The organism is Pseudomonas sp. NPDC090592 (assembly GCF_044769185.1).
Taxonomy (GTDB): Bacteria; Pseudomonadota; Gammaproteobacteria; order Pseudomonadales; family Pseudomonadaceae; genus Aquipseudomonas.
In genome coordinates this window covers 89,315-98,353 of sequence record NZ_JBIVXJ010000009.1, presented here as the reverse complement: position 1 = coordinate 98,353, position 9,039 = coordinate 89,315, and the positions used below count along the sequence as shown (strand labels likewise).

Genomic DNA, 9,039 nt, shown 5'->3' with positions numbered 1-9,039 from the left:
CAGGTTCAAGGTGAACCCGAAGCCAGTGCAGTACCTGTGGGAGATTCTATGGTTTATTGCAATGGCATAAGGGTTGCCAGGTGCTCGCCACGGCATCGTCAGCGCCTGTGAGATCGAGCGCCGCCCGCGCGGCGCATCGCGAGCAAGCTCGCTCCTACATTTATTTCGGGCCAGTAACGCCTGTGCCATGCGCGCGCGACCGCCTTGTTCGTTCGACGCGATATCGAGCCATGCGCCAAAGCGTTCGCGCGCAAATCCCATAGGAATGATTGGCCCGAAACAGATGTAGGAGCGAGCTTGCTCGCGATGCGCCGCGCGGGCGGCGCTCGGTCTCACAGGCGCTGCATATCTTGCGGCCAACACCTGTCAGCCCTGATGCGATCCCTGTGGGAGCGGCTTCAGCCGCGAAGAGGCCAGCGAAGGCTTACTGAGTCTTCAGGTCAATCACCAGATCTTTGGCGGCCTTCGTAGCCAGTACACTCATGAGCTTGCTCATTTCATCCTGCCGCCCAATGCCTGATTCGGGGCTCCCCATCATTACGCTCGGCACTGGCGCCCTTGCAGCAGCCTCTGCCCAGGCCCGGTTGATCTTCACCATCGCATCCAGCTTGGTTTGCAGGGCGCCATCCGCCTTGAGCGTGGCCTCACGGGCGTAGGCTTCGGCATCGGCCGTGATCTTGGTCGCTTCTGCCGTGACACGGGCCTTGTCCCGAAGCAGTTCGGCCGTCTGTTTGTCGATCTCGGCGCGGCGCTTCTCACGTTCTGCGTTGATCAGTGCAAGCTGTTTCTCTGTCTCGGCTTCGGTGGTACGTTCGATTTGCTGGCGCAGGCTTTCCTGACGTTTGGCCTCGACGTCCTTGGCGCCACGGGCTGAGACAAGTTCCTTCTCTTCTTCTTCCTTGAGCCGGTTTTGCCGGGCCACGGCCAGTTCGGCCAGCGCCTGTTGTACGCGGACCATACGTTGCTGATACTGCGGGTTAGGGTCGATATGAGTGACACGCGCGTCGACTACTTCGACGCCAAACAGGCGGAATTGCTGTTGCTTGCGCAACTCCCGACCATCTTTGTCGAGCTTCTTTTCGATGACGAAACGGGTAGCGCTGTTGTCGCCGAAGCTACCCTGTTCGGTGCCGGCCTGCAGAATCGCGGTTTGGGCCGGGTGATTTTCGCGTTGAACGCGGATCTCCTTGCGGCTGGTCAAGTACAGGCCGTTGCGCAGCTGATTCTCGAACTCGGCACCGAAGTGGCTACGGTTACCCGCATAGTAATCGTCGGCACTCATCAGTGAGGCCGTGGCTTGCAGTGTTTCCTTTACCGCCGGCAACAATGCACGTTGCAGGAAGTTGTCTGGCGTGCGGTACTCTTGGGCAATTTTCAAAAAGGCTTCACCTGAAGGCAGGCGAAACTGAGTACTGAATTCTGCCTTCGCATCGACATTGCCCAGAAACACGATGGGCAGATTGTCCAGTGTAATGGACGGATGCCCGCCGCGAACGTCTTCCGGATTGTCCATGCGCAAGGAAGATTGGACGCCGATGGTACGGCGCCAGGCTGTACTGCGGCCGAACCATTTTGTGGCGTAGCCAACGTCTTCGACCACTTTCTCTTCGCCAAAGATCGTGCGTACGTGGGTCATCTGACCCGCTTCGTTGTAGAAAAACACTTCATTGAACATTGCTGCGAGTAAGCCAGCGGCCAGGATCGGGATGCCAACGACTGCAACCAGCTTGCGGTTGATACGAAATTGGGAAAGGTCAGGAACAGACAGCTTTTGCATGGAGCACTCCTTGTGCGGAAAGTCACCATGCTGGCGAAGCTGTCCCTGTGCTCACAATCAGGCCACACGCATACCTTGTGTAGGAAAAATCGTTGGATTGATTAGGAAAAAACCAGCCTCGTTAGGCTGCATCACAGCAACTCAGACCCGCAGTTGCGGGTCTTCGTCTTTTTCTCGTGCGATGGCCGCATTCGAAACAGGATTCGGTTGCTCAGACTCGGCCGCCACTTTCTGTCCTCTGGTCTTCACCAACGAAACCACCACCCCACCCAGCAGCAACCCGAACGTTACCCCCAGCGACAGCAACGCCGGCACCTTTCCTACCATCCCGTGGTAGAAAATCTTGCAGCCAATAAAGATCAACACCAACGCCAGCGCGTACTTCAGGTAAACGAACCGGTGCATCAGCGCTGACAGTGCAAAGTACAGCGAGCGCAGCCCAAGAATGGCGAAGATGTTGGAGGTGTAGACAATGAACGGGTCCTGGGTAATGGCGAAGATCGCCGGCACGCTGTCGACGGCGAACACCAGGTCGGCCAGTTCGATCAGCACCAGTGCCAAAAACAACGGGGTGGCATAGCGCAGTGCCTTGCTGTGCCCGGGCGGGGTTTGGCGTATGAAAAAGTGCGAGCCGTGGATCTGGTCGGTGACGCGCATGTGCCGGCGCACGAACTTGATGACCGGGTTGTTGGCAAGGTCCGGGTGGCTGTCTTCCTTCGACAGCGCCATCTTCACCCCGGTAAACAGCAGGAAGGCGCCGAAGAGGTACAGCACCCAGGCAAAGTTCTGCACCAGCGCGGCGCCCACGCCAATCATGATCGCCCGCAGGATGACCACCCCCAGGATGCCCCAGAACAGCACGCGGTGCTGGTAGCGGCGGGGGATGGCGAAGTAGCTGAAGATCATCGCCATGACGAACACGTTGTCCATCGACAGCGACTGCTCGACCAGGAAACCGGTGTAGAACTCCAGCGCCGACTGCGCACCCAGCTGATACCAGACCCCCACGCCGAACAGCACGCCGACGCTGAAGTAGCCTGAATACAGCAGCAGGCTTTCTCGCATTTCGATTTCCCGGTCGTGGCGATGCAGCACGCCCAGGTCGAGCACCAGCAAACCGATGACGATGGCCATGAACACCAGCCACAACCAGGCGCTGGTACCGAGTACAGGGGTGGTGAGGAATGCTTGCAGAGCTGTCATGAGCCCCTCCTTGAATGTCGACGTTGCATGGCAACAGTGATCCGACATCACGGCTTGGCAGCCGTCAGAGGGGCCCGGTATCACATGAACTTGAGCCTAGACCCGTTTGCAGGGGATACCGAGTGGGGAGCTGTTACATTTCTTTGCCAGGGCGACCTCGTCGAGCGATTTGGTAACGCGGTCAACTGTAGGAGCGGCCTTGCGTCGCGAAAGGGGTGCGAAGCGCCCCCAGGATTTTCGAGTTGCCACAGCATTGCCGGGGCTGCTTTGCAGCCCATCGCGACACAAGGCCGCTCCTACACAGGGCAGTGGGACCTTTTGTAGATCAATACACCCACACTTCTACCCGGCGGTTACGCAGCCGCCCCTGCTCCAGCTCGTTTCCGGCCACCGGCAATTCATCGCCCATCCCGGTCACCTCCAGTACCTCCACGCCATCGCGCGCCAGCTCGCGGCGCACTGCCTGGGCCCGCAGGCGCGATAGCAGCGCGGCTCGCCCAGGTGTTTCCTTGGGGTCGCCGAAGCCTACCAGCACCGCCTTGCGCTGCAACTTGCCGGCCTGGCGCAGGTATTCGACCACCCGCTGCACATCGCGCAGGGCCTTGTTGTCGAGGCTGGCGCTGCCTTCCTGGAAGCGGAAGTTCACGCTCAACCGCTGCGCTTGCTGGGCCAGGGTACGGTAGCGCGGCGGCATGTCGGCCTGGAGCGAAACCGGCTGGGCGTTGATCTGCTGCGACACAAAACCCTGCTGGGCAACGATTGCCTGGCCGGCCGGGCTTTGGGCGAAGTCGGCCAGCGCCTTGGCCTGCGGCTTGGGGTTGGCTGGCAGGTACACATAAAGGCGCCGCGACAGCGGGTAGTCCTCACTGGCCACCAGCGCACGCTCTGGCAACATGGCTGGCGCGTCGCCTTCGGCCACCGCCAGCACCTTGGCACCGTGAACGGCTGCCAGGCTGCTGAAACCGATGGCCTGGCGGTCGCTGGCCACGCGCAAAGCCAGTTGGTCACTGGACTCGAAGCGCCGGGCCTCGCTCGACAGCTCGCCGTTCTGGGGCTCCAGTACCAATGCCTTGAAGGTTTCGTAGGTGCCGGAACGGTCGTCACGGGCATACAGGTGGATGGCACCCCCGGCAACACCCAATTGCTCCCAGCGCTGGATCTGCCCGGAGAAAACCTGTGCCAGTTGCCCAGTGGAGAGTTGTGGTAGCGGGTTGTCGGGGTGAACGATAACCGCGACGCCATCCAGGCCGATGACTTGTTCGGCGCTGGGCGCACGCAGGTCACCCAAGGCTCGCAGCTGGCGTATTTCGCTGTCGCTGATCGGGCGTGAGGCGGCGGCCAGGTCGGCGTCGCCACGGCCAAGGGCGGCGAAGCCGGTACTGGAGCCGTGGGCGGCGATATCGATGCGCACCGGCTGGCCATTCGCGTCCTGTGCGGTAATCACGGTTTCGTTGGCAACGTTGCCAGGCTGCTGGGTAATGGCGGTGGCGTGCTGCGCGCGCAGTTGCCCCTGGACAAGCGCCGGCAGCAAGGCCGCGCCGATGGTGTTGGAGCCTTGCACGCGCAGGTGAGCGGGCTCGGCCAGGGTCGCCAGTGGTAGCAAGGTGAGCAGCAAGACAAGCAGGCGAGGCATGCCGGGTGGCCTATGGCATAGAGTTGGCCGGCAGATTACGACAGTGGCGTGATGATAATGTGACAGTCAGTAGGGCAGTGGTTGCTGGGGCTGCTGCGCAGCCCATCGCAGGCAAGCCAGCTCCCACAGGTTCAGCGCAACCTCCAGGATTGGCACGATCCCTGTGGGAGCTGGCTTGTCGTGGCGACGAACCGCTGCGATGGGCCGCACAGCGGCCCCCGGCGATCTCAATGCGCCCCGGCCGACTTGCTCAGGTCACTCTCGGCCCACTCGGTATAGATGCAGGCATCCGCCACCGCCCAGCGCACCTTCACGCTGTCGCCCGGCTGCATAGGCATGCCCGCAGCCGACAGTGCCTTCACCGTCAGTTCAGTACCACCAGCGGTCACCACATGGCAGGTCTGGCTCTCGCCCAGGAACAGCACTTCGCCAACCTTGGCGCTGACTTCGTTCCAGCCTGCTGGCAGCGGCTCGCGCGCGGCCTGTTCGGCGGTCAGGGCCAGGGCTTTTTCCGGGCGCACCATGATCAGTGCATCCTGCGCGGCGGCAAGACCCGGGGTCAGGCGAATGGCCACCGGCTGGCCTTCGAAGCTGCCCGCGCCATTGCTGCTGGCCTTGATACGCAGGAAGTTGGAGTTGCCCAAAAACGAAGCGACAAAGGCATTCGGCGGGTTCTGGTACAGGTCGTAACCGGTGCCCAGGCCGACGATCTTGCCATGGCTGAAGATGGCGATGCGCTGGGACAGGCGCATGGCTTCTTCCTGGTCGTGGGTGACGTAGACGATGGTGATGCCCAGCCGGCGGTGCAGTTGGCGCAATTCGTCCTGCAGGTCTTCACGCAGTTTCTTGTCCAGCGCGCCAAGTGGTTCGTCCATCAGCAGGATGCGTGGCTCGTACACCAGCGCCCGGGCAATCGCCACGCGTTGCTGCTGGCCGCCGGACATTTGCGAGGGCTTGCGGTGGGCGAACTTCTCCAGCTGTACCAGCTTGAGCATGGCGTCGACGCGCTTGGCGGTCTCGGCAGCGTTGAGCTTGCGAATGGCCAGCGGGAAGGCGATGTTGTCGCGCACGTTCAGGTGCGGGAACAGCGAGTACCGCTGGAACACCATGCCAATATCGCGCTTGTGCGGCGGCACGTTCACCAGCGACTGGCCATCGACCAGGATCTCGCCGCTGCTGGGCGTCTCGAAGCCGGCCAGCATCGACAGGGTGGTGGACTTGCCCGAGCCGCTGGAGCCGAGGAAGGTCAGGAACTCGCCGTCCTGGATTTCCAGGTCGAGGTTGTCCACGGCGGTGAAGTCGCCGTAGTGCTTGTTCAGGCCGCGCAGGCTGACCAGGGTCTTGCCGGGCGCGTTGTCTTTGATCACTGCACTCATTGTTGTTTTCTCCGCGCTCAGGCGTTTGTTTCGGTGCGCCGGCGCAAGGCGGCGGCAATGAACATAACAAACAGCGACAGGCCGATCAGCAGGGTCGAGGCCACGGCGATGACCGGGCTGAGGTCCTGGCGCAGGGTGGTCCACATCTTCACCGGCAGGGTCTGCAGGTCGGGGCTGGCCATCATCACGCTCAGCACCACTTCATCCCACGACACCAGGAAGGCGAACAGGCCGCCGGCGATCATCCCCGGGCGAATGGCCGGGAAGGTGACCTTGAAGATGGCCTGCAGGCGCGAGGCACCGCAGATTACCGCGGCATCCTCGATCGACTGGTCGAACAGCTTCAGCGAGTTGATGATCGAGATGATGGTGAAGGGCAGGGCGACGATCACGTGGCTGACCACAAAGGCGAACAGCGTGCCGGTATAGCCAAGCTTGAGGAACAGCGCATACACCGCCACGGCAATGATCACCAGCGGCACGATCATCGGCATGGTGAACAGCCCGTACAGCAGTTCGCGGCCCGGGAAGCGGCCACGCACCAGCGCAAATGCACTGGGCAGGCCCAGCAGCACGGCAGCGACGGTGGTCAGCACGGCTACCTTCAAACTGGCCAGTGCGGCATCCATCCACTCCGGGTTGGAGAAGAACTGGCCGTACCACTTGAAGGTCCAGCCAGGCGGCGGGAAGACCAGCCACTGCGACGAGCCGAACGACAACAGCACGATGAACACCACCGGCAGCAGCAGGAAGGCCGCGATGACCCCGGTGGTCAGGTACAGGCCCGTACGCAGCGGGCGACCCATGGCATTGGGAGACAGGAGCATGGCGGTTTACCTCGCGTTGCCAACCGGGGATTCCGGCTGCAGCTTCAGGTACAGGTAGAAAAGCACCAGGGTGATGACCACCAGCAGTGCCGCGGCGGCGCTGGCCAGGCCCCAGTTGAGGAACGACTGCACCTGCTGGATGATGAATTCGGGCAGCATCATGTTCTGCGCCCCGCCCAGCAGTGCCGGGGTGACGTAGTAACCGAGCGACATCACGAACACCATCAGCGCCCCGGAGAACAGCCCCGACCGGCACAGTGGCAGGAACACCTTCCAGAAGTTGGTCCACGGGCTGGCGCCGCAGATGGAACCGGCTTGCAGCACCATCGGATCGATGGCATGCATGGTCGCCTGCAGCGGCAGCACGATGAACGGGATCATGATGTAGCTCATGCCGATCACCACGCCGGTTAGGTTGTGCACCATTTCCAGCGGGGTATCGATGATACCCATGGCCATCAACGCCTTGTTGATCACCCCCGAGCTTTGCAGCAGCACCAGCCACGAGTAGGTGCGCGCCAGCAGGCTGGTCCACATCGACAGCAGCACGATGTTCAGCAGCCAGCGGCCCCAGCCCTTGGGCACCAGGGTGATCGCCCAGGCCAGCGGGAAGCCCAGCAGCACGCTGATCAGGGTGACCACACCGGCCACCGAGAAGGTGTTGAACAGCACCCGGGCGTAGGCCGAGTTGGCGAACAACTGCTCGTAGTTACCCAGCCCCGGCGTTGGCTCCAGCACCCCGCGCAGCAACAGGCCAACCAGTGGGGCGAAGAAGAACAGGCCAAGGAACAGCAGGGCCGGCAGCAGGTTGCGGCTGCCTTTCCAGCGCTGGCTCAGGCTGACGCGGCGTGGGGCCGTACCCGGGGCGCCGGCGCCCGTGGGGGCACCTTGCGCGTTATGCAGGGCGTTGATGGCGACTTTCATTTGACCAACCACTCATTCCAGCGGGCAGCGATGGCCTGGCCGTTCTTCGCCCAGTAGGCAAAGTCCAGGGTAACCTGGTCCTGCGCGTAGGCGGTCGGCAGGTTCGGTGCCAGGTCTTTGTCGAGCTTGGCCACGCTGTCGACGTTCACTGGCGCGTAGGCGGTCTTGTTGGCGAACTCGGCCTGGCCTTCGGCGCTGCTGGCGTTGGCCAGGAACTTCATGGCCGCGTCCTTGTTCTTCGCGCCTTTGGGGATGACCAGGAAGTCGGCCATGACCAGGTTCTGCTTCCAGCTCACGCCCACTGGCGCGCCATCTTGTTGCAGGGCGTAGACGCGGCCGTTCCAGAACTGGCCGAGCGACGCTTCACCCGAAGCCAGCAGCTGTTGCGACTGGGCGCCACCGCCCCACCAGACGATGTCTTTCTTGATGGTATCGAGCTTCTTGAAGGCGCGGTCCAGGTCCAGCGGGTAGAGCTTGTCGGGCGTGACGCCGTCGGCCAGCAAGGCCAGTTCCAGCACGCCGGGGCTCGGCCATTTGTACAGGGCGCGTTTGCCGGGGTAGGTCTTGGTGTCGAACAGCGCGCTCCAGTCCACCGGCTTGTTGGCACCAAGCTTGCCTTCGTTGTAGCCCAGTACGAAGGAGAAGAAGAACGAGCCGACGCCATGGTCGGAAACGAAACGTGGGTCGATCTTGTCGCGTTTGATCTGGTTGAAGTCGAGGGGTTCGAGCAGGCCTTCGCTGGCGGCGCGCAGGGCAAAGTCGGCTTCGACATCGACCACGTCCCATTGCACGTTGCCGCTTTCGACCATGGCCTTGAGCTTGCCGTAGTCGGTGGGGCCGTCCTGGACGACTTTGATCTCGGTGGCTTTGGTGAAGGGGACTGCCCACGCTTCTTTCTGGGCGTCCTGGGTGGTACCGCCCCAGCTGACGAAATTCAGGCTGTCAGCGGCCTGTGCGGCCTGACATGCCAGGGTCAGCAGGCTGGCGGACAGCACTGCGGTTACACGTTTGCTCAACAGCATGGTTACGCCCTCGTTGCTTTTGTTATTCGAGGCGGGGCTTTTGGTGCGCCCGCCAACAGTATTCGGGGAGCAGCTAAAACAAAGTGTCTGGGTGGCCGTTTGTAATTGTAGGTGCCGGCCTGCAGATTTAAGGTCTACGGGATATCATATTATGGTATTCCAAACTTTTCGCAAGAGGCATGAGGCGACCGGCCATCACTCCGTCCTCTGCACGCTGCCGCGAACCTTTGTAGGAGCGGCCTTGTGTCGCGATGGGCCGCGAAGCGGCCCCGGGATT

7 protein-coding genes are annotated in these 9,039 nt (G+C 62.1%); all 7 read right to left on the bottom strand.

From position 1 onward, the window contains the following. Nucleotides 1–424 precede the first annotated feature (424 nt). Entirely contained in the window at nt 425–1,777 is a 1,353-nt protein-coding gene (locus ACIQUI_RS10300) for an SPFH domain-containing protein (protein ID WP_403197827.1), read from the bottom strand. 141 nt (nt 1,778–1,918) lie between these two features. Then, nucleotides 1,919–2,980 carry a TerC family protein gene (locus ACIQUI_RS10295; RefSeq protein ID WP_403197824.1) on the bottom strand — a complete coding sequence of 354 codons (1,062 nt, stop codon included), beginning with the start codon at nt 2,978–2,980 and terminating at the stop codon, nt 1,919–1,921. A gap of 325 nt (nt 2,981–3,305) precedes the next feature. After that, the gene (locus tag ACIQUI_RS10290; protein WP_403197822.1) at nt 3,306–4,613 is read right to left on the bottom strand and encodes a substrate-binding domain-containing protein; all 1,308 of its coding nucleotides are present in this window, start codon (nt 4,611–4,613) and stop codon (nt 3,306–3,308) included. 227 nt (nt 4,614–4,840) lie between these two features. Continuing rightward, entirely contained in the window at nt 4,841–5,989 is a 1,149-nt protein-coding gene (locus ACIQUI_RS10285) for an ABC transporter ATP-binding protein (RefSeq protein ID WP_403197819.1), read from the bottom strand. Nucleotides 5,990–6,006: 17 nt separating this feature from the next. Then, complete coding sequence (locus ACIQUI_RS10280; RefSeq protein WP_132841412.1) at nt 6,007–6,816, bottom strand: ABC transporter permease; 810 nt, start codon at nt 6,814–6,816, stop codon at nt 6,007–6,009. 6 nt (nt 6,817–6,822) lie between these two features. Continuing rightward, the gene (locus tag ACIQUI_RS10275) at nt 6,823–7,740 is read right to left on the bottom strand and encodes an ABC transporter permease (RefSeq protein ID WP_400719358.1); all 918 of its coding nucleotides are present in this window, start codon (nt 7,738–7,740) and stop codon (nt 6,823–6,825) included. Beyond that, nucleotides 7,737–8,762: an ABC transporter substrate-binding protein gene (locus tag ACIQUI_RS10270; RefSeq protein ID WP_403197814.1), complete on the bottom strand. Its 1,026-nt coding sequence runs from the start codon at nt 8,760–8,762 to the stop codon at nt 7,737–7,739. The genes ACIQUI_RS10275 and ACIQUI_RS10270 overlap by 4 nt, the downstream gene beginning before the upstream one ends. Nucleotides 8,763–9,039: the final 277 nt, after the last annotated feature.

Coding starts and splice junctions, on each gene's coding strand:
- ACIQUI_RS10300 (WP_403197827.1), bottom strand. CDS start 1,777: ATGCAAAAGCTGTCTGTTCCTGACCTTTCCCAATTTCGTATCAACCGC.
- ACIQUI_RS10295 (WP_403197824.1), bottom strand. CDS start 2,980: ATGACAGCTCTGCAAGCATTCCTCACCACCCCTGTACTCGGTACCAGC.
- ACIQUI_RS10290 (WP_403197822.1), bottom strand. CDS start 4,613: ATGCCTCGCCTGCTTGTCTTGCTGCTCACCTTGCTACCACTGGCGACC.
- ACIQUI_RS10285 (WP_403197819.1), bottom strand. CDS start 5,989: ATGAGTGCAGTGATCAAAGACAACGCGCCCGGCAAGACCCTGGTCAGC.
- ACIQUI_RS10280 (WP_132841412.1), bottom strand. CDS start 6,816: ATGCTCCTGTCTCCCAATGCCATGGGTCGCCCGCTGCGTACGGGCCTG.
- ACIQUI_RS10275 (WP_400719358.1), bottom strand. CDS start 7,740: ATGAAAGTCGCCATCAACGCCCTGCATAACGCGCAAGGTGCCCCCACG.
- ACIQUI_RS10270 (WP_403197814.1), bottom strand. CDS start 8,762: ATGCTGTTGAGCAAACGTGTAACCGCAGTGCTGTCCGCCAGCCTGCTG.